Origin of the sequence: Pseudoalteromonas sp. Of7M-16 (genome assembly GCF_022347805.1) — a bacterium.
Taxonomy (GTDB): Bacteria; Pseudomonadota; Gammaproteobacteria; order Enterobacterales; family Alteromonadaceae; genus Pseudoalteromonas; species Pseudoalteromonas luteoviolacea_F.
Genome location: NZ_JAKRFY010000015.1, coordinates 35,437 through 58,777, shown reverse-complemented (window position 1 = coordinate 58,777; position 23,341 = coordinate 35,437). Strand labels below are relative to the sequence as shown.

Sequence of the window (23,341 nt, the reverse complement as noted above, 5' to 3'; positions counted from 1 at the left end):
TTGAAGGATTATTTGATAATTCGACTAACTCACACAGGCAATACAACCTAATGTAATTCGCTATTTTTAAATTGCAGTAGCACTACCCGCTGGAGTTAGTCGTCAACACCTTTTAGTGACCGATACTCATAATTAAAACTTTAGGGTAATAGCCATTCGGATCTTCTGCCCAGCGCACCCACATTTGTGAAGACTGAGACACTTTCCCTGACAGTGCAACTGACATCATACTCTGAGTATACGAGTTATCCGTTTTACCTAAGCTAAGCCAGCTTGAAACACCTTTCACCTTGATTAATACCTCAGACGAACTGTTTACATAAACAGACGTAATTTCACCATTATACTTTTCTTCAAAGCTCGCGAAAGATGAAAAAGAAAACGCCAGCAAAATCAAACAAAAAAACTTAGACACACAACCACCTAACAAATATTTAGTAAATTAATAATAAACTATAGCAATCTATACTCTAGTGAAGGATTTCCATTTCAGTGATTAAACAAGCCAGAAGCCTCTGCTTTTTAACAACAAATTACACCTAGTGCTTACCACCTAAGAAAACTAAACACCATATAAAATAGCTACAATGCAATATAGATTAATATATCAAAATACTTAATAAATTAATTTATACATTAAATAGTATAAACACTTAAATCTCAATTAAATAGTGCTATTAATAAATTCAGAAATTCATAGAATGAAGTGTTTTCCGCAAATAGTTCACTTTTCATAAGCAACAAAAAAACCACCGCAATGACCCTTCTCAATAAATGAATTGATGCAGCGAAGGCTAATTCATCCTGACGCTGCGGCCCGGTGCGCTGCGCAGTAATCGTCATTGCAGGCTGACGTAAAACATGCTGCGAAACATCGATGACTATAGGCATGCTGCCTTTCACCCTTCGGGCGAGCTTCACTGTTCAAAAATATTACCGCTATATTTGTCGGCCTCAACTTGCAGATACAAAAAAGGCCGCTTACGCGACCTTTTCTTTTCAGCTAAGTATTAGCCGATGTTCTTTCTCGCATTACGGAACATACGCATCCACGGGCTGTCTTCTTTCCACTCATCTGGGTGCCAAGAGTTAGCGACTGCACGGAATACACGCTCTGGGTGCGGCATCATGACTGTTGCACGACCATCCGTTGAGGTAATACCTGTAATACCTTCTGGTGAACCATTCGGGTTGTTCGGGTATTGCGTTGTAGGCTGACCAAAGTTATCAACGTATTGAACCGCCACTGTGCCAGACTCAAGTGCCGCCTTAACAGCTGCGTCGTTTGCAAACTCAGCGTGACCTTCACCGTGAGATACTGCGATTGGCATACGAGAGCCAGCCATTCCTTGGAAGAATACAGACGGGCTTTGTTGTACTTCAACAAGGCTGAAACGCGCTTCAAAACGCTCTGACTTGTTAGTTACAAAACGTGGCCAATGTTCAGTGCCAGGGATAAGCTCTTTCAACGTCGATAACATTTGACAGCCGTTACATACACCCAAGCTGAATGTGTCTTGACGCTCAAAGAATGTTTGGAACTGATCGCGTGCCATGTCGTTGAATAGGATTGATTTAGCCCAACCTTCACCGGCACCTAGTACGTCACCGTAAGAGAAGCCACCGCATGCTACAAGACCTTTGAACTCTTCTAGCGTTAGGCGACCTTCAAGGATATCGCTCATGTGTACGTCTACCGCTGCAAAACCTGCACGATTAAATGCGGCTGCCATTTCAACGTGTGAGTTAACACCTTGCTCACGTAGAATTGCCATCTTAGGCTTAGCACCTGTTGCGATATAAGGCGCTGCTACGTCTTCATTTAAGTCGAAGCTTAGTTTTACATTTAGACCTGGATCTTTTTCGTCAAACTTGGCGTCAAATTCTTGCTTAGCACACTCAGGGTTATCACGAAGTGCTTGCATCTTATAAGTCGTTTCAGCCCAGATAGTACGTAGTTCAGTACGTGTATTTGCAAGTACTGTTTCACCGCCACGGTTGAAGATAACTTTGTCTTCCGTGTTTAGTGCACCGATAGTGTGGCTGATAGCCGCAATGCCATTATCAGCTAACACAGCTTCAACTGCTGCAAGGTCGTCATTGCGAACCTGAATGACTGCACCCAGTTCTTCGTTATAAAGTGTTTCGATGTCAGACCCTGTTAAGCTATCAAGGTTTACTGTGACACCAGTGCGACCTGCAAATGCCATTTCAGCTACAGTTGTGAATAAACCACCGTCTGAACGGTCGTGGTAAGCAAGTAACTTCTCATCAGCCACTAGTGCTTGCATCGCGTTGTAGAAACCTTTTAATAACTCAGGGCTGTCAACGTCAGGTGTCTTATCACCAAGCTGCTTGTAAACCTGTGCAAGGCTTGATGCACCCATGCGGTTTTGACCAGCACCTAAATCAACTAAGATAAGGCTTGAGTCACCTTTGTCAGTACGAAGCTGAGGCGTTACTGTTTTACGAATGTCTTCTACACGGCCAAATGCAGTGATAACGAGTGAAAGAGGCGCTGTAACCGCTTTGTCTTCACCGTCGTCTTGCCATGTTGTCTTCATTGACATTGAGTCTTTACCAACTGGGATAGTTAGACCAAGTGCTGGACATAACTCTTCACCGACAGCTTTAACCGCTTCGTAAAGACCTGCATCTTCACCTGGGTGACCAGCTGCTGCCATCCAGTTTGCAGATAGCTTGATGTTTTCAAGACCGCCAATGTTTGCACCAGCAATGTTAGTTAACGCTTCTGCTACTGCTAAACGTGCAGAAGCACCATAGTTTAGAAGTGCCGCAGGTGTACGCTCACCCATTGACATTGCTTCACCGTGGTAAGTGTCAAACGCCGCTGCGGTTACAGCACAGTTTGCCACTGGTACCTGCCAAGGGCCAACCATTTGATCACGTGCCACCAAACCTGTAACCGTACGGTCACCGATAGTGATAAGGAATGTTTTCTCAGCGATTGTCGGTAGACGAAGTAAACGCTTAGCGGCATCGAGTACGTCGATGCTATCAGTGTTAAGTGCTTCACCAGATACTTTCTTTGACTCAACGTCACGGTGCATCTTAGGAGCTTTGCCAAGTAGTACTTCAAGTGGAAGATCTACTGGGTTGTTATCAAAGTGGCTATCCGCAACGGTTAAGTGACGCTCTTCTGTTGCCTCACCAATTACGGCGTATTGCGCGCGCTCACGCTTACAGATCTCTTCAAAACGGTCGAAATCTTCTGCCGCTACTGCAAGTACATAACGTTCTTGTGATTCGTTACACCAGATCTCGTGTGGTGCCATGCCCGGCTCATCATTCGGGATATTACGTAGTTGGAATTTACCACCACGACCACCGTCGTCTACCAATTCAGGGAATGCATTTGACAGACCACCCGCACCCACATCGTGGATAAATGCGATTGGGTTTTCGTCACCTAGCTGCCAACACTTGTCGATAACTTCCTGACAACGACGTTCCATCTCTGGGTTTTCACGCTGTACAGAAGCAAAATCTAAGTCTTCGTTTGACTGACCTGATGCCATTGATGATGCAGCACCACCACCTAGACCGATGTTCATTGCAGGACCGCCAAGTGCAACTAGCTTAGCACCTACTGGGATCTCACCTTTTTGTACATGCTCAGTACGGATGTTACCCAGACCACCTGCAAGCATAATTGGCTTGTGGTAACCACGTACTTCTTCACCGTTGTGGCTATTAACTTTTTCTTCGTAAGTACGGAAGTAACCAAGTAGGTTAGGACGGCCAAATTCGTTATTGAACGCCGCGCCACCTAGTGGGCCATCGATCATGATGTCTAGTGCATCAACAATACGACCTGGCTTGCCGAAGTTAGTTTCCCACGGCTGTTCAAAACCAGGAATGCGAAGGTTAGATACAGTAAAGCCAACTAGACCTGCTTTTGGTTTAGAACCACGACCTGTAGCTCCCTCGTCACGAATTTCACCACCAGACCCTGTCGATGCGCCTGAGAATGGTGCAATAGCAGTTGGGTGGTTATGCGTTTCAACCTTCATCAAGATTTCAATGTTTTCTTGATTGTAGCTGTACTCACCATCTTTATTTGGGAAGAAACGACCCGCTTTAGAACCCTTCATTACCGCTGCATTATCTTTATAAGCAGACAGTACGTTTTCTGGGTGCGTTTCGAATGTGTTCTTAATCATTTTGAACAGCGACTTAGGCTGCTCTTCACCGTCGATTGTCCAATCGGCGTTGAAAATCTTGTGACGACAGTGCTCTGAGTTCGCCTGAGCAAACATAAATAGTTCGATGTCGTTCGGGTTACGGCCTAGTTTTTGGAAGTTTTCAACTAGGTAATCTATTTCGTCGTCTGCCAATGCAAAACCTTGCTCTACGTTTGCAGTAACAAGTGCTTCACGGCCACCACCTAAAATGTCTACAGATGACATTGGACGAGGCTCTTCAACGCGGAATAACTGACCTGCATCCTCAAGGTTGCTGTGAACTGACTCAGTCATACGATCATGAAGTAACTTAGCTACATCAGCTAGCTGCTCAGCGCTTAGCTCGCCCTCAACGTAGTATGCAACACCACGCTCAACACGGTGAACTTTATCTAGACCACAGTTGTTTGCGATGTCAGTTGCTTTTGAAGCCCATGGAGAAATAGTACCAATGCGAGGCGTCACTAAAATAAGTGCACCCTCAGGCTTGTGCTCGACGGCGGTAGGCCCATACTTAAGAAGCTTGCTCAGTTTGTCTAACTCTGTCTCTGAGAGCTCAGCAGTTACATCAGCAAAATGCATAAATTCAGCATATACGCCAGTGACAGGTAACTCTGCATCCGCGCAGCTTTTAAGGATCTTTTGGACTTTAAAATCAGAAAGTGCTGGTGCACCACGTAGGATTAACATAGATATTTCATCCGGGGTTAGGGATTGAACGATATTTTGGGCCGCTATTATAGTCGAATTGGCGCACAGATTTAACTCAAAATTGTCAATTATCGAAAAAAACCCACTTCACAAATACATATATACTTGAGAGCATAGAGTTTAAAACGAAAATTTGAATTAATCGTCTTCAAACCTTGATTGTAAACACCCTGTTTTTTAAGAAAAAACTAACACATAAATCAGGCTCATTAGTGGAAAAGGCATGATAGAGAACAAGCTACATAGTGTACTAAGTTTATTGATGGCCTTGCTGTTACTCAGTGGTTGTGACAAAGCTCCACCAAGTCAGCTACAGCAAATAAAAAATAGCAATGTATTGCGAGTTGGGATCTTGGTCGGACCTGCAACCTACTACCAAGGCCATACTGACGAAGAGGGATTTGAATACGAGCTTGCAGGTATGTTTGCAAAGGAGCTTGGTGTCGAGTTAAAGGTTATTCCTTTTTTCAATCTAGACAAGCTATTTGAAAACCTTGAACGAGGTGATTTAGACATCGTAGCCTCTGGGATCAGCTATCATTCCAAGCGAACTAAAGCTTTTCGTTTTGGACCTTTTTATCGCGAAATTAGTCAAAAACTAGTCTATAAACAGGGTAAAAAACGCCCGCGGCACTATGGTCAATTATCAGGCCCGGTTACAGTGCTGGCTAATAGCCATCATTTACTTTCGCTACAAGCAGCCAAAAATGACTACCCCGAATTGCAATGGCAAACCACGCAGGCCCTCGACCAAGAAGAGTTACTCCAAGGAATTTTAGCTGGCGATATCGACTACACTATTGTCGACTCCCATTCCTTAGCTTTATTCCGTCGATACCACCCCAACCTGAGTATTGCGTTTTCTGTGACAAAATCTGACCCAATTGCCTGGGTGATGAAAAGACAAAATGATGACTCACTGTACGCATTGCTATTGCCATTTTTTGCAAATTTACAATCCAATAATCAACTTGCGACTTTAGAAGAAAAGTATTTTGGCCATGTAGAACAGTTTAATTATGTAAATACCGTCGCATTTGTAGAAGCCAGTAAAGAAGTACTTCCAAAATACGCACCTTGGTTTATCGAATATGCACAGGCGCAAAATTTGGATTGGCGGTTACTTGCTGCTCTGAGCTACCAAGAGTCCATGTGGAACCCGCGAGCCAAGTCACCTACGGGCGTGCGCGGGATCATGATGTTAACGCAAAGTACAGCCAAACGCGTTGGTGTGAAACACCGTCTCAGACCAGAGCAAAACATACGAGGAGGCGCTATATACCTCGCCAATTTAATTTCACGGATACCAGAAAGTGTCTCCGAACCGGATAGAACTTGGTTAGCTTTGGCTGCGTATAACGTAGGGATGGGGCATGTTAGAGATGCATTAAAACTGACAAAACAACAAGGTGGCGATCCCGATAGTTGGGCTGATGTTAAAAAACGACTACCACTACTGACTAAAAAGCGCTACTATCGAAGCACAAGATATGGATATGCGCGTGGCGATGTTGCTGTACATTATGTCGATAATATACGCCGCTACTTTGACGCTCTAGTCTGGTTGGACGAAAACAGAGCGCTCCCTTTCAGTTCCGGCATTTAACGGCATCCCAATCTCGTTGTCATAAGCCTGTCACATAAAGCAGGTATTTCTTTCACGCGTAAGTTTTTTCTCTCACACTAAGGAGGTTCAGATGTTAAGAAGACGTCGAACTCATCAATTCAAACGCAACACGCGAAATACGAATCCAAATCGTCGACGTGTTATGCTTAAAAACATTCATAAAAAAATACTGCTGCGCCGCCGGATATACTCTTTATTACAGCTAGCCGCAGATGCAAAAACGGCTCAATCTTGAGCCGCACTATCCCCTTGCAATTTCCGCGCTTTTTTAGCTGCCTTGTGCTCTTTTCTTCTTCGTCTAAAAAAGTTAGATAGCTTTTCGCTGCACTGTTCACCCAATACACCGGATGTCACTTCTGGCTGATGGTTTAATTGTGGTTCTTGCAATAAATTCATAATTGACCCCGCTGCGCCTGTTTTTGCATCACAGGCACCGTAAACGACACGTTTTACTCGGCTATGTACTAACAATCCGGCACACATAGGGCAAGGTTCAAGGGTTACATACAAGGTACAATCTACCAGACGATAATTTTGCACTTGTTTACCAGCTTCACGTATTGCCATCATTTCAGCATGTGCTGATGGGTCATGACAGCCGATTGAGCGATTCCAGCCAGCAGCGATGAGTTGTCCATCTCGGACAATCACTGCACCAACAGGGATTTCGTTTTCTGCTTCGGCTTTATCAGCATATGCGAGAGCTTGGCGCATCCAATATTCGTCGTGTTCTTGGTTATTCATACTAAAATTAGCAAAGTAAATATGTGGTTCAGTATACCAGCTTGCGAAACAGAAACCCCTTGGTTACAGAATTATTGCTAAAATTACCAAATTACCATGGCTCACCCACATAAAATTAGGCTATAATTCGCCGCTTTTTTTATTTAATGAGCTCAAAACACACGGGTAAAACATGAAATTTCCGGGACACCGTAGGCATAAGCATTATTTTCCGGTGGAAGATAAGGACCCACTTATCAACCACTTAAATGCTGAAGATCGCTTGAAGCGCAATTATATTTGCGGCATCGACCAAATTGTTGTCGACATCGAAGCTAAAGTTGACCAAGCTTTTTTGGATGAATTCCACCTCCAGCGTGGTATGTCACAAGTCATAGACAATGATGTCACCAATGCGCTCTATGAGCGTTTGAAACGTGATGACATGATTGACTACGAATTTGCTGGCGGCACCATTGGCAACACCATGCACAACTATTCAGTGTTAGCTGATGATCGTTCAGTCTTATTGGGCGTGATGAGTGAAAGCATTGAAATCGGTAGTTATGCATATAAGTTTTTATGTAATACATCAAGCCGCGTCGATCTTGATCATCTTCAACCCGTCGCAGGCCCAATTGGCCGCTGCTTCACACTGATAGATGACAGCGGAGAAAGAACCTTTGCGATCAGTGCAGGATTAATGAACTACTTGCGCCCAGAATCGATCAGTCAATCACTGATTGAAAATGCGTCGGCTCTTGTTATTAGCGCTTACCTTATGCGTACTAAAGGTGACGAAACAATGACGCAAGCCACCATGCAAGCGGTGGAGTATGCCAATAAGGCGGGTGTACCAGTAGTCCTGACTTTGGGCACCAAGTTCTTGATAGAGCAAGATCCGCAGTGGTGGGCCGAATTTGTTGAGAAACACGTCGACATTCTTGCAATGAATGAAGAAGAAGGCGAAGCCATTACAGGCTTTGATGATCCCTTATTGGCCGCAGGTAAAGCACTAGACTGGGTCGACTTAGTTATTTGCACCGCTGGGCCAACGGGCTTGTATATGGCAGGTTATGTCGACGATAGTATGAAGCGCGAAACCGAATACCCGCTACTTCCGGGTGCTATCCCTGAGTTTAATCGCTATGAGTTTTCTCGTGCAATGCGTAAGTCGCACTGTGAAAACCCTGTTCGAGTATATAGTCATACAGCACCGTATATGGGTGGCCCAGACACCATTAAAAATACCAATGGTGCTGGTGATTGCGCACTTGCCGCGGTACTGCATGATCTTTCAGCGAATGAATACCACCGTTTAAATGTGCCAAACTCAGCTAAGCACGAACAAGCTGCAATTACCTATTCTTCACTTGCTCAGATCAGCAAATATGCAAACCGCGCAAGCTTTGAAGTATTGGTCCAACACTCTCCTAGACTTTCTAGGGGCTTGCCTGAACGAGAAGACTCACTAGAGCAATCTTACTGGGACAAGTAAACAAATAGTTTTGCGCACACTATTTGTGCGCACAATATGCCGCGCTAGAAAATCGCTGTTCCGAGCTCTTCAGCAAGAAACTCTAGCGCAGCAATACCTGCCACTGAATTGCCCACTTTATCAAGCCCAGGTGACCAGACTGCAATAGTAAACCGGCCCGGCACAACTGCAATAATTGCACCTGACACACCGGATTTACCAGGCATCCCAACACGATATCCAAAGTCGCCAGCAGCATCATACAAACCACTGGTAAATAACAGGGAGTTAAGTTGCTTGATTTGCTTTGCGGGTAATACTTGTTGCTGGCTTTGTGTACATACACCACCATTCGATAGGTAGGAGAAACACTTTGCCAATTCCGACACATTCAGCTCAATTGCGCAAAAGTTAAAATATGACCACAACACCTCTTCGACTTCGTTATTAAAATTGCCAAAAGATTTCATTAAATACGCCATCGCCGCATTTCGATAACGGTGTTCATACTCGGACTGCGCAACAACTTTATTTACACCCAGTTTAGGGTTTCCAGTTTGCAATCGATAACTTTCTAGCATGGTATGGATTGGCGCACTCAGACGCGAGTATAGGGCGTCACAAGTAACAATTGCACCCGCATTGATAAAAGGGTTTCTCGGTATGCCATTTTCAAACTCTAACTGAGTCAATGAATTGAAAGCAGTGCCTGAGGGCTCTTTCCCTACTCGTTGCCACAAATCATCGCCATAGCGTTGCAATGCTAAGGTCAAAGTCATTACTTTTGATACTGACTGCACGGTAAATTTGGCATCACAAGCGCCCGCACCGTATGTCTCACCCGTTTGCGTTTGAATTGCTATCGCGAACTGACCTAATTGCTGTTCAGCTAACGCTGGAATGTAATCCGCTACTTTGCCATGGTGTAATATCGGCTGAACATGTTGCACAGTGCGTTCTAGAATTGATTGATAGTCTGTCATACAAAAAATGCATAAATCACAATGTGCGGAGTGTAACAAAAGCGCTGAATCGCGGCCATAAAAAAGCCGCCGAAAACCAAGCTTTCGGCGGCTTATAAATTACTAGCAACAGTTACTTTGCAAATAGTTCTTTGATATTTGCCAGATCTGATTTACCTGCAATCAATTCATCCGGCGTAAGCCCGGATAATTCATGCGGGAATACCAACCACTCATCAGACTCATGGATGTAGTAATCTGGTGTCATTGGCACTTTTTTGTTGGTTGGCTTGTAATAAGGACAGGCAACACGAATGTCTTTTGGTAGATTAAGACGCATTAACTCTTCTAGCTTCTCCCTTAATGCGTAAATACTACGGCCTGAATCAAACACGTCATCGACAATCAACAATGAATCACCTGCGTTCGCATTTTCAATGATGTAGTGAAGGCCGTGCACCTTAATTTCTTTCGATTGTTTACCGATGCCATAATAAGACGACGTACGCACTGCGATATGATCCGTCTCTATGCCCTTGTAGTCATAGTACTCTTGCACAGCAATGCCGATTGGCGCACCACCTCGCCAAATACCGATGATAAAATCTGGACGAAACCCATCTTCATAAACTTGAGCAGCCAGACGGAATGAATCCTCTAAAAGCTGTTGCGCTGTGATATAGCACTTATCAGACATATAAACCCCGTATTGTCAGTGCGAGTGCCACCTCGCTAGGTGTCACTCTGAACAAGAATAACTTATAACCGTGTATTCTAGCTGAGTCGGATAGAAATTGCTTGCGGTACATCAGGGTTTTTTACTGCATAATGACAGAAAAAAGATCACTTAATGAAGAATACAGTAAAGAATTACACAAAGGACTAGCTGGTAAGCGGGGCTTGCCCGCTCACCAGTTGGGGGCTACTCTTGAATATCGACTTCAATATCGTCTTGTTCGATTAATTCAATTTCAAAGTTATCAACACGTTGCAGACCTCTCGGTAACTTATTACCACGCCTGCCTCGCTCACCAGAATAATGCTCCAGATCTGCGCTCTTCAAAGTTAACTTACGCTTGCCTGCATAGAGCGTCACCGCTCTCCCTTCAGGCACAACAGCCAGTACTTTGACAAACTCTTCTCTAGATTGCACTTTCGCACTTGGAATAGAAATAATCTTGTTCCCTTTACCCTTAGCAAGTTTCGGTAAATCCCTGAGTGGGAATAACAGCATACGTCCTTCATTGGAAATAGCCATACAGCGATCTGTCGCTACATCGTTCACCGAAATAGGCGCGATTAACTCCGCCCCTTTAGGAATGCTTACGAGTGCTTTACCATTTTTGTTCTTACTAACTAAGTCGTTAAATTCCGCGATAAACCCGTAACCTGCATCCGTTGCCATCAGATATAACTCTTGCTCTTCTCCCATCACCACGTGCTCAAAGTTCACACCTGCTGCAAGGTTAAAGCGGCCTGTCATCGGCTCACCCTGGCTTCTAGCTGAAGGCAAACTATGTGCGTCTGTGGCAAATGCTCGGCCAGAGCTATCAAGGAAAACCGCAGGCTGATTACTTTTCCCTTTGGCTGATGCTTTATATTCATCTCCCGAGCGGTAATTCAGACCCTCCGCATCAATCTCATGGCCTTTGGCAAAGCGTGCCCATCCTTTTTCGGATAACACCACCGTCACAGCCTCAGATGGGATCAAATCTTTTTCACTGAGCGCTTTAGCTTCTTGGCGTTCAATCACCGGAGAACGTCTTTCATCACCATAAAGTTCCGCCGCTTCTTGAATCTCTTTTTTCATCAAAGTCGACATACGACGTTCTGAGCCAAGAGTCAGTTCAAGCTTGTCACGCTCTTTGCTTAATTCGTCCTGCTCACCACGGATCTTCATCTCTTCCAACTTGGCAAGATGACGAAGTTTCAGATCTAAAATGGCTTCGGCTTGAGTTTCGGATAAACCAAATCGCTTGATTAACTCAGCTTTTGGATCATCTTCATTTCTGATAATTTCTATCACTTCATCGATATTCAAAAAGGCTATCATCAAACCTTCTAGAATATGTAAACGTGCCAACACCTTATCTAATCGATACTGCAACCGTCTACGTACCGTTTCACGGCGGAAAATCAGCCATTCAGACAAAATCTGCTGTAGATCTTTAACCTGAGGACGACCATCAAGTCCGATCATATTGAGATTAACCCGGTAATTTTTCTCAAGATCTGTGGTAGCAAACAAGTGTGCCATTAACGGTTCTGATTTAACTCGATTGGAACGCGGAACGACCACAATGCGAGTTGGGTTTTCATGGTCTGATTCATCGCGCAGATCCGCAACCATTGGCAGTTTTTTCGCGGTCATTTGCGCAGCGATTTGCTCTAACACTTTGGCACCCGATGTTTGGTGCGGCAAAGCTGTGATAACAATTTCACCTTGCTCTTCATGAAACACCGCACGCATCTTAATCGAGCCGCGACCGGTTGTGTAAATCTTGCGGATATCATCTTTAGGCGTGATGATCTCAGCTTCTGTTGGGTAGTCTGGTGCTTGAACGACTTCGAGTAACTCCTCTAACGTCGTTTTCGGCTTATCCAACAGCATACAACATGCAGAGGCCAATTCGTTGACATTATGTGGTGGAATATCGGTCGCCATACCGACTGCGATACCGGTAACACCATTGAGTAGAATGTGTGGCAGGCGCGCAGGCAGAACCTCAGGCTCTTTCATGGTACCGTCAAAGTTTGGAACCCAATCAACCGTGCCTTGGCCAAGCTCTTTTAAAAGTACTTCTGAAAATTTAGATAAGCGCGCTTCGGTATAACGCATTGCAGCAAACGATTTGGGATCATCCGCAGCACCCCAGTTACCCTGTCCATCAACCAAGGGGTAACGATAAGAAAATGGCTGTGCCATTAGTACCATCGCTTCATAACAAGCGCTGTCACCGTGCGGGTGATATTTACCTAATACATCACCGACCGTACGGGCTGATTTTTTATATTTTGCGGCCGCAGATAAACCCAGCTCACTCATTGCATAGACAATGCGTCGCTGGACAGGCTTTAAGCCATCACCAATATGTGGCAAGGCCCTATCCATGATCACATACATGGAATAATTTAAGTAGGCGTCTTCGGTAAAGCGCCCCATTGGTAATTGTTCTATGCCCTGTAAAGAGAGGGCCTGTGGATCAGTCATGACACACCTTACTTCTTGTTATACCTCGGCTTTATCGCCATGTTGCTCTAACCAAGCCTTTCTATCACCAGAACGTTTTTTCGCTAACAGCATGTCCATCATCTCTAGTGTTTGCTCTTGCTCATCCAATGTTAGCTGTACTAAACGTCGTGTATTAGGGTCCATTGTCGTTTCCCGTAACTGCATTGGGTTCATTTCGCCTAACCCTTTGAAACGCTGTACATTAACTTTTCCGCGCTTTTTCTCAGCTTCTATCCGATCCAAAATGCCACGCTTTTCGTCTTCATCAAGGGCATAAAAAACTTCTTTACCGACATCAATCCTAAATAGTGGCGGCATAGCAACATAAACATGACCAGCTTTAACTAACGTGGGGAAATGTTTTACAAACAAAGCACACAATAACGTCGCGATGTGAAGACCATCAGAATCAGCATCCGCAAGAATACACACTTTTCCGTATCGCAGTGTCGATAAATCGCTTGAATCTGGGTCTATACCTAGTGCCACTGAGATATCATGCACTTCTTGTGACGCAAGGATCTGCCCAGAGTCCACTTCCCATGTATTCAAAATTTTACCACGTAGCGGCATGATCGCTTGAAACTCGCGATCTCGAGCCTGCTTAGCAGAGCCGCCCGCTGAGTCACCCTCAACAAGGAATATCTCAGAACGCTCTGTTTCACTGCCCGAGCAATCTGTTAATTTTCCAGGCAAGGCCGGGCCACTGGTGACTTTCTTGCGCACCACTTTTTTTGCTGCTCGGAGTCGTTTTTGTGCATTGCTGATACAAAGCTCAGCCAACAACTCGGCAGTCTCTGTATGTTCGTTTAACCATAAACTAAACGCATCTTTCACGATGCCAGAGACAAACGTTGCACAAGAGCGTGATGATAATTTCTCTTTGGTTTGACCAGCAAATTGTGGGTCTTGCATTTTTACAGATAAAACATAGCTACATTTATCCCAAACATCATCAGGCGTAAGCTTCACGCCTCTTGGCAATAAGTTGCGGAATTCGCAAAACTCGCGCATCGCCTCAAGTAGACCTTGCCTTAAACCGTTTACATGGGTGCCGCCTTGTGCTGTTGGGATCAAGTTTACATAACTTTCAGCAATCGACTCGCCACCTTCAGGCAGCCAGTGCAAAGCCCAGTCGACCCCTTCCGTTGAACCACTAAAGCTCCCGGTAAAAGGTGATTTAGGGAGAACTTCCAAATCCTTAGCACTGTCACTTAGATAATCTTCTAGGCCAGATTCGTAGTGCCACTCTTGGGTTTCTTTGGTTTGCTTGTTAATAAAGCGAATGCGCAAGCCAGGGCAAAGTACAGCCTTAGCTTTGAGCAAATGATTGAGCTTAGTCAGTGAAAAGTTAGCTGAGTCGAAATAGCTTGCATCAGGCCAAAACTGAACAGACGTTCCGGTATTGCGTTTGCCAACACTGCCCGTTACTTCCAAGTCTTGTACTTTATCACCGTTTTCAAAGGCTATTTCATATTGCTGAGCATCGCGCTTAACCGTTACTTCTACTCGTGTAGATAACGCGTTTACCACTGAAATACCGACACCATGCAAACCGCCCGAAAACTGGTAATTTTTATTTGAAAATTTACCACCTGCGTGCAGCTTAGTCAGGATCAATTCGACACCAGGGATCCCCTCTTCAGGGTGAACATCCACTGGCATGCCTCGACCATCATCAATCACTTGCAATGAGTTGTCTTCATGCAAAATAACGTCGATCTTACTCGCATGCCCAGCTAGCGCTTCATCCACACTGTTATCAATAACCTCTTGACCTAAGTGGTTGGGCCGGGTGGTGTCTGTGTACATCCCAGGACGGCGTTTCACCGGCTCTAAGCCATTCAACACCTCAATGGCTTCTGCGTTATAATTTTGCTGACTCATAAATGCTACTGACTAATTTTTAGTTCTAACTGTTTTATTTAATTTTAAGAAAGTTGGCAAGGCGATTAAAGTGCCTTTCAAAGCCAATGAAACTGTGATCACCGCCAAACTCAATGATTGACGGGCAGTCTCGATAATAATTCACAGCATCTTGATAAGGCAGTACCTCATCTGCTGTTTGTTGTAATAACAAAAGGTTGCTTGGCTTAGATAGCTTTTCAATATGCATACGCCGCAACGCCGTCATATGTTCTATTGTAAGTTCATAATTCAGATCTTGATAGGGATTATACTGGGGACCCAAGTAATCCCATAGCAATTTGTCTGGTCGTACCGCTGGATTGATCACAACCGCACGCAAATTAAACTGTTGAGACAAGCATGTCGCGTAAAATCCACCTAAAGAGCTGCCAACCAAAACACAACGCTCATCTACAGCTTGCTCAAGCTGAAGCATGGCAATACGCGGATCATAATGTAACCGAGGAACAACGTATTCACAACGGTCTTTGAAGTACGTGCCGAGTTGCTGTGCTTTATATGACTGCTCTGAACTATTAAACCCATGGACATAAATTACTTTGTCAGCCATTTCACCTCTGTATTCAGCGCAGCTTCGGTCCAATTAATCAAACGATACCCAGCACCCAAATTCTCTTGTTGCCAAGCTTGAGTCTGTTTTTTGAATTGAATGGACGTGGCGGGTGTTGCATAGACGCTTAAACCTCTAAAGCTAAATTCATAGTCATGGTGCACATGGCCGTGAAAAAGCGCCATTACACATTGCGAATTGACTAAACAATTAAGCACTTGAGGACCGTTCTCAAGCATATGTTTGTCCAGATACCCTTCTATCGGTAACGGATTATGGTGGCAAAACACGATGCTGGGTTCACTGCAATGCGCTTCGATTTCTTGCAGGTGCTCCTTAGCAACCCAACCAGCAGGCGTTGGGCCTTTACTATTGAGTAAAAGTATTTGCCCATGCTCAAATTGAATTCTTTTTGCGGCTACGATTTGGCCCTGGCTTATTTCATGTAAGTAATCCAAGTCATCGTGGTTTCCCGGCAGCCAAAATATCGGGCAACTCAAAGCTGATTCAGCAACCAAGGTTGCAAACAACTCGTAAGAAGCAAATGTATGGTCCTGAGTCAGGTCCCCACCGAACACAACTGCATCCAAATTTGCTTGCGCTAAGCTTGCCAAAACACGTTTAAAATGAGCCGCCGTGTTCACGGTAAAATACTCTCCATTTGTGTTTTCAAACAGATGGGTATCGGTAATGTGGGCTAACTTTAATTGCGCTTGATTAAATAGATAGATGTCTTTAAACCAAGCCATTATTTACATCCCAATTTAACGGCACTCGACCACTTTCTACGCAAGCGGATAGCCAATCACCTAAAAAAGCGTTGAGCTGATACTTTTCGTCTTTGTGGTGCATACTTGGGTTCGGGTAACCATAAGATGGCTTAACACGTTGATGGTAATTGTGCTGGATGACCTCAGCCACTTTAGCGTCATGATATAGCCTCACCGCCAATTCAAACTGACCTAAGTGACTACTCAAGCTATGTTGCTGAGTTATTTTTATGTCGGTTGTGTACTTCTCAACGCTTTCAATTAAGATGAAGAAATCCATTGTCCCGATTTTTATCTGACGACGGGCACCTACTTCCTCTTCAGGCAACACTTTAAGTGCGCGCAAATAATTACGCTCACACAACGTGATGTATTTAGGTAAAGACTGTACATACCCCCGTATGCTGTCTTTGCCACCGTGCTTAGTATGATGCATCAAGTCAGACAAAATGATTCCTGTTTACAGCTTAAAAGAAAGTTTCGATTTATTTAGCGCTAACCATTGTAGACTAATCACTGTCGCAGCGTTATCTATTTCCTCAGATTCTAATCTTTGCATAGCTTCAGAAAACGGCATAACATGCGTTTTGATATCTTCACCTTCCTCTGGTAAACCAAAAGTTCCCCCCTGATAATCGCTCAAATCAACTTCCGCAAGATATAAGTAAAGTCGCTCTGTCGTGCCTCCAGGACTCGAAAGGTAGGAACACATATAATGTAGATTAGTTAGCTCAAGCCCCGCTTCTTCTTGGGCTTCTTTTCTTGCAACCGCTTCTAAATCCTCACAGCCTTCAGCCATACCGGCAATACACTCTAGCAACCAAGGGGATTCTTTAGTCGCAAGCGCACCAATGCGGATCTGTTCAATAAGTAGAATTTGCTCTGTCACAGGATCAAAAGGAAGTACCGCCACAGCATGACCACGCTCTAAAATTTCTCTACGGATCGGTTCACTGACCCCACCGGCAAATAATGCATGCTCAAAGATATACTCCTCGATTTTGAAGAAACCATTGTAAAGCACCTTATTTGGGGACGTTTTTAGCATCACATGGCGGCGCTCGAACTGGTTAATTTCTTTCATATTTCATCCTACATTCATTAAACGGGGTTTAATCTAGGTTATTTTATCCCCATATTGCTTTTAACTAACGTGAACCCTCTTAGTGTGTGAACTCACTAAGTTTTATATTCTGTTACACTTGTTTTGTTTTATCTCTAGCTAGCCATTGGGATTTTGTTTTAAAACAAGGTAACATGCTGACATCAAAATTGTCTAAGGACTGCACAAATAATGAAAAAAACCATTCTATCTATGCTGGTTGGCTTGACGTGTGCTTTGTCAAGTAATAGCTCTCACGCAGAAGACTTACTGCAAGTATATGATATTGCAACAGCTAATGATCCCACTGTTTTGCGTGCTAAGGCAAGTGCCGATGCTCAAAAATATGCACAAGACAGCGCGCTCGGCGAATTACTACCGTCTCTCGGTTTAACATTTAGCTACGCTGACTCAGACTCTACGGGTGCACCAGCTTTTCAGACTGATGAAACAGGTTATCAATTAGCTGATAGCTATAGAGACTCTTTCACACGTACACTGACACTAAACCAAACAATCTTTAACATGAGTATTTGGGAAAGCTTGTCCATTGCAGAAAAGCGTGCAATGCAGTCTCTAACACAGTATGAACAAGAAAAACAAAACTTAATCGTTCGTATTGCTGAAGGCTACTTTAATGTTTTGAGTCAATTGGATAACCTTGAATTTGTACAAGCAGAAAAACGTGCAATCGAGCGCCAACTTGAACAGACAAAACAGCGTTATGAAGTAGGTCTAACTGCAATTACTGACGTACACGAAGCGCAAGCACAGTTTGACCGCTCAGTAGCGAACGAAATTGTTGCTCAAAACGACGTTGAAACAGCACGTGAAACTCTGCGTACTATCACTGGTAAATACCACTCAAAACTCAATACGCTGAATACTGAAACGTTTTCAACGGTTAAGCCTAATAAAGAGGTTGGTGGTTTTATTGATATTGCCAAAGAGAAGAACCTAGCTCTACAAGTTGCACAGTCTGCGCTTGAAATTGCTCAAGACCAAATTGACCAAGCAAAAGCAGGACACTACCCTACGCTATCGCTTCGAGCGACTCATGAAGATTCACTTGTCAATAGCGACGGCAGAGAACTTGCACCACGCGGTGATACAACCACAATTGGTTTAAACTTAAACATCCCAATTTACTCTGGTGGCCGCACTGTAGCTGCAACTGACCAAGCTAGAGCACTTTACGTAGCTGCAAGCGAAGACCTTGAAGCATCAATGCGTAACGTCACACGCTCAGTCATTACGTCATATAATCAAGTCATGTCAAATGTGGCAACTTACCGTGCACTTGAGCAAGCAGTTGTCTCTGCAGAAAGTGCACTACAGGCGACTGAAGCTGGCTTTGAAGTTGGTACTCGTACTATTGTTGACGTGCTAGTTAGTACGCGTAACTTGTACAGCGCGAAAAGAAACTTAGCCGACTTGCGCTATCAGTACATCAATTCTACGTTGCAACTGAAACAAGCGGCAGGTGAATTAAGCCGAGCTGATCTAGAAGCAATCAATAAAGGCCTTCAAGCCACTCGCTAAATCATACTTTTCAGACCAGCACTACTTCGCTGGTCTGATATTATTGCATCAAAACGCACCGCCACTTGAGCATCTAAGTCGTTCTAGATAAACTACGCTCCTTTATAGCTGTACGAGAGCATCTCACTTGGTTCACAATCCCAAATTTCAACTGCAATTTTTGGCGCCTAAGTTCTGGTTAACTTGGTTAGGTGTTATCGTTTTATATTCTTTATCTTGGTTACCGCAAAGTATGCAGTTAATGCTAGGTAGGTTGCTGGGCAGAATAGTTCACCGCTTTTTAAAGAAACGCCGCAAGATTGCCGAAGTTAATTTAAAGCTATGCTTTCCTGAAATGGATGAACAACAGCGCAATGCAATGGTGCTACAGAATATGGAAAACACTGGCATTGCAACTTTTGAAACCGGGATGGCTTGGTGGTGGCCAGAATGGCGAGTTAAGCGCGCCATTGGCTCCATAAAAGGTGTAGAGCACTTTGAGACCGCTCGTCAAAATGGTCGAGGTGTATTGCTGCTAGTTCCTCACATGTTGCACCTAGAAATGTTGGGGCGGGTACTTGGTACTCATACTCAGGGAATTGGGTTTTATCGCCCTCATAATAACCCACTAATGGAATATTTCATGACCAAAGGTCGTTTACGTTCCAATGAATTTCTAATCGGCAAGCGTGATGTTAAAGGGCTATTAAAAGCCTTACACAATAAAAAAGTGTGTTACTACTTACCAGACCAAGATTATGGTAGAAAACGCTGCGAATTTGCGCCGTTTTTTGCCGTTCCTGACGCAGCAACCACTACTGGCACTTTATTATTTGCATCAAGTGAAAAGTGTGAGACATTAAGTTTAGTAGGTGTGCGTGACAAACAAGGTAAATATCATATTACCATTGAACCAGCGATGACAGAGTTCCCCAGTGACAACGAAAACCATGATGTCACCCGCGTAAACAAACGTATGGAGGACTCAATTATGCATGCGCCTGAGCAGTATATGTGGCTTCATAGGCGTTTTAAAACAAGGCCGGATGAAAACGCACCTTCACATTATTCGTAGTTAAATTAACTGACATCGTAAAAAAAATGGCTAGAAAAAATAAAAAACGATTATCGGCAATGTGGTTTTGGACCAGACACCTGTCTTTGGGTGTGCTTCTGGTGTGGGCAGCCTATTACTTCTTGTATGGTAATATTCCTAAGATGGAGTTCAAAGAAACAACAAATGCGGCAGCTCAAGGTCTTTCTCAGTTTTATGCAAACTTTAGAAATCGTGTCAATGAGCGCGATACCGAACGAGAAAAGTTTGTTATGGAAATCGGCAAGCCAACTTTCCCGCTGGATGATGCCTTAGCACAACGCGAACTTGTGGTTAAACCAACACACCAACGGTGGACGGGTGAAAGTCAACCAAGACGCTTTGAAATGGGAAACACCCTAAAAAGTGTGCTGACCAATTACGCTAAACAAGAAGACATTGAGTTGTTCTGGTACTTAAGCAAAGACTACGTGGTCAAACAAAACTTTCGCGTCGACTCCGACTTTGTCAGTGCACTTTATCAGGTTGGCCGTGCGATTAACGATGACTTTGAATTTGAAGTATACACCTTCTTTTGTCACCGCCAACGCGCCGCCGTAATAACTGAAAATCCTTCTACCTTTGTCCGTGAAAACTGTCGACGTCTCACTAATTAAGCACGTCCTAATAGGCCTACTCGAAGTAGGCCTGCCAGATTTCCCTAACGTCGTCACTTTGCTCTGCCAATAACTTGGCATTCACAGTTTTACCCTTTCCATTTAAGCTATTTAGGTGGTAGTGCTCTCTCAGTTGGCAATAAGCTTGAGTCAAGGTACTTTGTGACTGTGTACTGATGACAGACTCTTTACTCGCAAGCTCAAAAATACGGATATTGTCCGAATAACGCGTTAGTGCCGGATAGTCAAACGCACAAGCCAGTACCAGATACTGGGCTAAAAACTCGATATCAGTCATACCACCAGCTCCCTGCTTCAAATCAAACTCTGACGTCGAGTCTTTAGATAAATGCTGACGCATTTTTTCTCGCATTTTGACAATATCATCTTTCAATTCATTGGTTGATCGCTTTTGGCATAAAATGTCGTGGCGGATTGTATGAAAGCGTTTTACAAGCACCTCTTCGCCGACAATCATTCTGGCTCTTACCAATGCTTGGTGCTCCCATGTCCACGCTTGCTGTTGCAAATATTGATAATAACTTTCGATGTTGATTGCCAACAAACCTGAATTTCCCTCGGGCCTGAGACGCGTATCCAATTCATACAAAATACCTGACAGCGTCCGAGTATTGAACAAATGCATTAACCGTTGGGCGAGCTTGAGATAAAACTGCCTAGACGAAATAGACCTTTCACCTACTGTTTTGCTCTGTCCATCACTGTTATGTACAAAGACAAGATCTAAATCCGAGTCATAACCCAACTCGAATCCACCCGCTTTTCCATACGCAATAACTGCAAACCCTTTAGCTTCATTGGACGTTCCCTGCGGCGCACCATACCTAGATATCATTTGCCCCCAAGCAATATCAACGGCTTTAGCCACGATTGACTCTGCCAACGCAGTTAAATGATCGCTTACTTTCATGATATCTAATACACCAGTCGCATCAGCTGCCGCAATGCGTAGCTGCTGAGTTTGTTTGAACTGACGAAGCGCCTCCATTTGCAGCTCTAAGTCTTCAGGATCTATGCGTAAAAAGTACTGTTGTATCTCATTGTAATAAGCGTTGAGCGGTAGTGGTCGATACAGTACAGCTGGATCAATCAACTCATCTAATAAAATCGGATATCTTGCAATTTGTTGTGCGATCCACACACTGTGGGAGCACAGTTTGATCAGCTGCTTTAAGGCACCTAAATTCTCGTAAAGAAGTTCAAGGTATGCAGTGCGAGAAGCGACTTTTGCTATGATATCAAAAACACGCTGCAAAACTTCTGGTGCTTTGAGTGGAGTAACTTCACTTAATACCAGTGGCATCAATTTATCGAGTACATCTCGACCACGTACCCCAATTTGTTTTTTAGTAATATCTGCATAAAACGCCGTCAATGTTTCTTGCCATCGACTTTGCAATTCCTCACTGAGCGTCATATCAAGGTAACTAATATCTTGGTATTCCCAAGCTGAAATAAAACATGCTTTTAAACTTTGCGTGTCGTGTGCTTCTTCACCGATCACTTGAGAAAACTCGTAACGAATTTCTCTTTGCACCTGTTCTATGTGGCTTACTAACTCATCGTACTCAGAAAACCCAAAGAGTGTCTGCAACCTCAACTGATTGAGCCTATCCTCTGGTAGGGTTTGCGTTTGCTCATCATTGAATGCTTGCAGATATTGTTCGACACGACGTAAATATAAATATTGCGTCTGTAGTGCCGCTGCCGCACTTGCAGGGATCACCTCTTGGCTTGCTAAAACACATAGTGCGTTTAACAACGATGGGGTTTGTAGATCTGGTTCTCGGCCACCACGGATCATTTGCAGTGCTTGCACAATGAACTCCACTTCGCGTATTCCGCCAGCACCCAGCTTTATGTTGTTTTTAAGGCCTTTTCTTCTCACTTCTTGGGCGATCATGTGCTTCATTTTTCGCAGGGATTCAATCACGGAAAAGTCAATGTATCGACGGAACACAAAGGGCCGTATCAACGCTTTAAACTCATCCCAGTACTGGTTTTTTTGGCCGAGTAATCGAGCTTTAAGCATGGCATATCGCTCCCACTCCCTACCTTGATCTTGATAGTAATCCTCCATTGCAGAAAAGCTCATAACCAATGGGCCACTTTCACCAAATGGTCTCAACCTCATGTCAACGCGAAAAACTTGACCATCGGCAGTGCGCTGATCCAGTGCCGCAATCAGTTTTTGCGCCACCTTAGTATAAAAAACTTGTGCATCGATACTGCGCCTACCACCTGATGTTTTGACACTAAGCGGGTAAGTAAATATAAGGTCAATGTCGGAAGAAAAGTTGAGCTCTTGACCGCCAAGCTTCCCCATGCCCAACACCAACATTGGCAGCGGCTCTAGTGATCCGTTGACGGGTGCGCCATTGCTCTTGGCAACCTGTGCAAATGCCCATTTATTTGCGCTATCTATCAACTGCTCACTGAGCTTTGATTGATATGCCACACTGTCAGCAATGTCGTTTCCCTCCACCAGATCTAGCCACATCAGCTTGAGCCAGTAGCGCTTGCGATATAGGCGCAATTTGGCAAAGCACTGTGCATCACTTAATGCTTCGATATCCCCCGTTAGCACAGGCTCAATGTCACGCAGCGCCATAGCTTGTTCATCTAACAGCCAGTGGAGCCACTGCGGATGTTGAGCAAGTATACGGTAAGCGAAGTCACTGAGCGCCAACAACCGTAATGCTTGCGCATTTTTAGTTTGTCCTGGAAAAAGTTCAGCAAAGCGCTGCTCGGCTAACGCTGATAATTCGGGACTTAATTGGCCTTGTTCCATGAAAAACCTC

19 protein-coding genes are annotated in these 23,341 nt (G+C 44.2%); 6 read left to right on the top strand and 13 right to left on the bottom strand.

Translation table 11 applies throughout. The features are described from left to right. Positions 1-112: 112 nt before the first annotated feature. The 3 genes from MHN81_RS15860 to purL form a co-directional block, all read right to left on the bottom strand. Positions 113-415 (bottom strand): hypothetical protein, encoded by a 303-nt coding sequence (locus MHN81_RS15860; protein WP_023399502.1) that lies wholly within the window; start codon positions 413-415, stop codon positions 113-115. Between the two features lie 245 nt (positions 416-660). Then, the gene (locus tag MHN81_RS15855; RefSeq protein ID WP_023399501.1) at positions 661-891 is read right to left on the bottom strand and encodes a hypothetical protein; all 231 of its coding nucleotides are present in this window, start codon (positions 889-891) and stop codon (positions 661-663) included. A gap of 119 nt (positions 892-1,010) precedes the next feature. Continuing rightward, positions 1,011-4,895: a phosphoribosylformylglycinamidine synthase gene (gene purL, locus MHN81_RS15850; protein WP_023399500.1), complete on the bottom strand. Its 3,885-nt coding sequence runs from the start codon at positions 4,893-4,895 to the stop codon at positions 1,011-1,013. A gap of 244 nt (positions 4,896-5,139) precedes the next feature. Here purL and mltF point away from each other — a divergent pair, with 244 nt between their 5' ends. Together mltF and MHN81_RS15840 are read left to right on the top strand one after the other, a co-directional pair. Continuing rightward, complete coding sequence (mltF, locus tag MHN81_RS15845; RefSeq protein ID WP_023399499.1) at positions 5,140-6,522, top strand: membrane-bound lytic murein transglycosylase MltF; 1,383 nt, start codon at positions 5,140-5,142, stop codon at positions 6,520-6,522. 91 nt (positions 6,523-6,613) lie between these two features. Then, the gene (locus tag MHN81_RS15840; protein WP_023399498.1) at positions 6,614-6,778 is read left to right on the top strand and encodes a hypothetical protein; all 165 of its coding nucleotides are present in this window, start codon (positions 6,614-6,616) and stop codon (positions 6,776-6,778) included. Here MHN81_RS15840 and tadA read toward each other — a convergent pair. Continuing rightward, a complete protein-coding gene (gene tadA, locus MHN81_RS15835) occupies positions 6,769-7,287 on the bottom strand; it encodes a tRNA adenosine(34) deaminase TadA (RefSeq protein WP_239426195.1) in 519 nt (172 codons plus the stop codon). The genes MHN81_RS15840 and tadA overlap by 10 nt on opposite strands. 172 nt (positions 7,288-7,459) lie before the next feature. Between tadA and MHN81_RS15830 the strand changes: the two genes are divergently transcribed. Beyond that, positions 7,460-8,764: an inosine/guanosine kinase gene (locus MHN81_RS15830; RefSeq protein ID WP_023399496.1), complete on the top strand. Its 1,305-nt coding sequence runs from the start codon at positions 7,460-7,462 to the stop codon at positions 8,762-8,764. A gap of 44 nt (positions 8,765-8,808) precedes the next feature. On the opposite strand, the gene glsB is transcribed toward MHN81_RS15830, so the two are convergent. The 8 genes from glsB to MHN81_RS15790 form a co-directional block, all read right to left on the bottom strand. After that, positions 8,809-9,726, bottom strand: a complete 918-nt coding sequence (gene glsB / locus MHN81_RS15825; RefSeq protein WP_239426194.1) for a glutaminase B — start codon at positions 9,724-9,726, stop codon at positions 8,809-8,811. A 112-nt stretch (positions 9,727-9,838) separates the two neighbouring features. Further along, the gene (locus tag MHN81_RS15820) at positions 9,839-10,402 is read right to left on the bottom strand and encodes a phosphoribosyltransferase family protein (protein WP_023399494.1); all 564 of its coding nucleotides are present in this window, start codon (positions 10,400-10,402) and stop codon (positions 9,839-9,841) included. 225 nt (positions 10,403-10,627) lie between these two features. Then, positions 10,628-12,916, bottom strand: coding sequence for a DNA topoisomerase IV subunit A (gene parC, locus MHN81_RS15815; protein ID WP_023399493.1), 2,289 nt, complete (start codon positions 12,914-12,916; stop codon positions 10,628-10,630). Positions 12,917-12,934: 18 nt separating this feature from the next. Then, on the bottom strand, positions 12,935-14,824 hold the full coding sequence (parE, locus tag MHN81_RS15810; RefSeq protein ID WP_023399492.1) for a DNA topoisomerase IV subunit B: 1,890 nt from the start codon (positions 14,822-14,824) through the stop codon (positions 12,935-12,937). 34 nt (positions 14,825-14,858) lie between these two features. Further along, positions 14,859-15,416, bottom strand: a complete 558-nt coding sequence (locus MHN81_RS15805) for a YqiA/YcfP family alpha/beta fold hydrolase (protein WP_239426193.1) — start codon at positions 15,414-15,416, stop codon at positions 14,859-14,861. After that, positions 15,401-16,165 (bottom strand): metallophosphoesterase, encoded by a 765-nt coding sequence (locus MHN81_RS15800; protein ID WP_239426192.1) that lies wholly within the window; start codon positions 16,163-16,165, stop codon positions 15,401-15,403. Before MHN81_RS15800 ends, MHN81_RS15805 begins: the two co-directional genes overlap by 16 nt. Then, on the bottom strand, positions 16,152-16,622 hold the full coding sequence (locus MHN81_RS15795; RefSeq protein ID WP_239426225.1) for a DUF1249 domain-containing protein: 471 nt from the start codon (positions 16,620-16,622) through the stop codon (positions 16,152-16,154). The genes MHN81_RS15800 and MHN81_RS15795 overlap by 14 nt, the downstream gene beginning before the upstream one ends. A gap of 24 nt (positions 16,623-16,646) precedes the next feature. Then, positions 16,647-17,270, bottom strand: coding sequence for an NUDIX domain-containing protein (locus MHN81_RS15790; protein ID WP_023399488.1), 624 nt, complete (start codon positions 17,268-17,270; stop codon positions 16,647-16,649). A 210-nt stretch (positions 17,271-17,480) separates the two neighbouring features. Between MHN81_RS15790 and tolC the strand changes: the two genes are divergently transcribed. From tolC to MHN81_RS15775, 3 genes are all read left to right on the top strand, one after another. Next, positions 17,481-18,830, top strand: coding sequence for an outer membrane channel protein TolC (gene tolC, locus MHN81_RS15785; RefSeq protein WP_239426191.1), 1,350 nt, complete (start codon positions 17,481-17,483; stop codon positions 18,828-18,830). A 127-nt stretch (positions 18,831-18,957) separates the two neighbouring features. After that, positions 18,958-19,884, top strand: a complete 927-nt coding sequence (lpxL, locus tag MHN81_RS15780; protein ID WP_023399486.1) for an LpxL/LpxP family Kdo(2)-lipid IV(A) lauroyl/palmitoleoyl acyltransferase — start codon at positions 18,958-18,960, stop codon at positions 19,882-19,884. Between the two features lie 26 nt (positions 19,885-19,910). Next, the gene (locus tag MHN81_RS15775) at positions 19,911-20,519 is read left to right on the top strand and encodes a TcpQ domain-containing protein (RefSeq protein WP_063383306.1); all 609 of its coding nucleotides are present in this window, start codon (positions 19,911-19,913) and stop codon (positions 20,517-20,519) included. Positions 20,520-20,535: 16 nt separating this feature from the next. Here the strand turns inward: MHN81_RS15775 and glnE are convergent, their stop codons facing one another. Next, a complete protein-coding gene (gene glnE / locus MHN81_RS15770; protein ID WP_239426190.1) occupies positions 20,536-23,331 on the bottom strand; it encodes a bifunctional [glutamate--ammonia ligase]-adenylyl-L-tyrosine phosphorylase/[glutamate--ammonia-ligase] adenylyltransferase in 2,796 nt (931 codons plus the stop codon). Positions 23,332-23,341 lie beyond the last annotated feature (10 nt).